This is a genomic window from Streptomyces sp. NPDC047081 (assembly GCF_040643775.1).
In the GTDB taxonomy this organism is placed as follows: Bacteria; Actinomycetota; Actinomycetes; order Streptomycetales; family Streptomycetaceae; genus Streptomyces.
The window spans coordinates 1-1,211 of the sequence record NZ_JBEYUY010000081.1 but is presented as its reverse complement, the minus strand read 5'-3'; the positions used below and the strand labels follow the sequence as shown (position 1 = coordinate 1,211).

Here is a 1,211-nt window from a genome sequence, read left to right as displayed (position 1 = left end):
ACGTCGAGTTTCTGATGCCGAGTCGCCGATGCACAAGTTAACCCTGCGCACCCTTATTCTTCTGTTCGCACTGGCTTCGGCAATAGCAACACTTATCAATGCCTTTCTCGTGACCTATACGGTACAAAAGCGCGCGCTGGTCGAAACCGCTCTGGAGAGCAATCGCGCCTATGCCGCCAAGTTGGCCGAGATCATCAACGACAACCTCAATAGCGATCTCGCCCGGCTCCGCTACAGCGCAACGCTCATGGGCCAGTCCTTCAACGAACCCGCACAGATGGCTCGGGAGGCCAGGCGCCTGTTGCATCAGGACAGCAGTTTCAGTTCGCTGCTGGTTGCAGATCACGAGGGCGTGGTTATCGCAGCAGAACCGGCAGACCTGAATATCACCGGCAAGAAGTTGCGCTCGCTTGATCCACTGGTGGAAAAACGCCCACTGGTCAGCCCGGCGTTTTTCTCGATTGCCGGCAATCTCGTGGTGTTTCTGTCATACCCGATTCGCAATGACGCCGGTGAATACCTCGGTGTTATCGGCGGGACGATTCATCTGAACAAATCCAACTCGCTGCACGACATCATCGGCAAACACTTTCACCGCGATGCCTCATCCGTTTATCTGGTCGACCAGAGTCGACGCCTGCTCTATCACACCGACCCCGACAGAATCGGAGAGCAGATAAACGACAACGCCATCATCGATGCCGCGCTGAACTCGGACAACGGAACGCTGCAAGCGAGCAACTCACAGGGCATCGAGATGCTTGCCGGCTACGCCAGGGTGCCGCAGAGCCAATGGGGCATAGTCGTTCAGCAGCCCCTGCACAATGTGCTCAGAACCCTGCAGGAGCTCATGCACAGACTGATCATCGGCATGATCCCGATGTGTGTGATCGGCCTGAGCCTTATCTGGTGGGTCGCCTCGCGCATCAGCCGCCCGCTGAGGAAACTGGCCGACTACGCACAGCAGCCGGACACCGTGGACAACATTCAACGGATCGAACAAGTCGACGCCGGGTATTACGAAGCCGTGCAGCTCAAGCGGGCGCTCATCACTGGCGTGAGGCTGCTGCAGACCCGCATAGGGCAGCTCAACGTGCAGGCACAGAGCGACGCGCTGACCGGTCTGGCCAACCGCCGCGCGATGGATGAGACCCTGACACTCTGGCAGGAAACCGGAAGGCCCTTCGCCGTGCTGTCAGCCGACATCGACC

The 1,211-nt window shown here is 58.6% G+C and carries 1 protein-coding gene; it reads left to right on the top strand.

Features of this window, described 5'->3' with window-relative positions; translation table 11 throughout:
- Positions 1 to 1,211 (top strand): cache domain-containing protein (locus ABZ848_RS49545; RefSeq protein ID WP_360843750.1); only part of this gene is annotated, 1,211 nt, incomplete at both ends.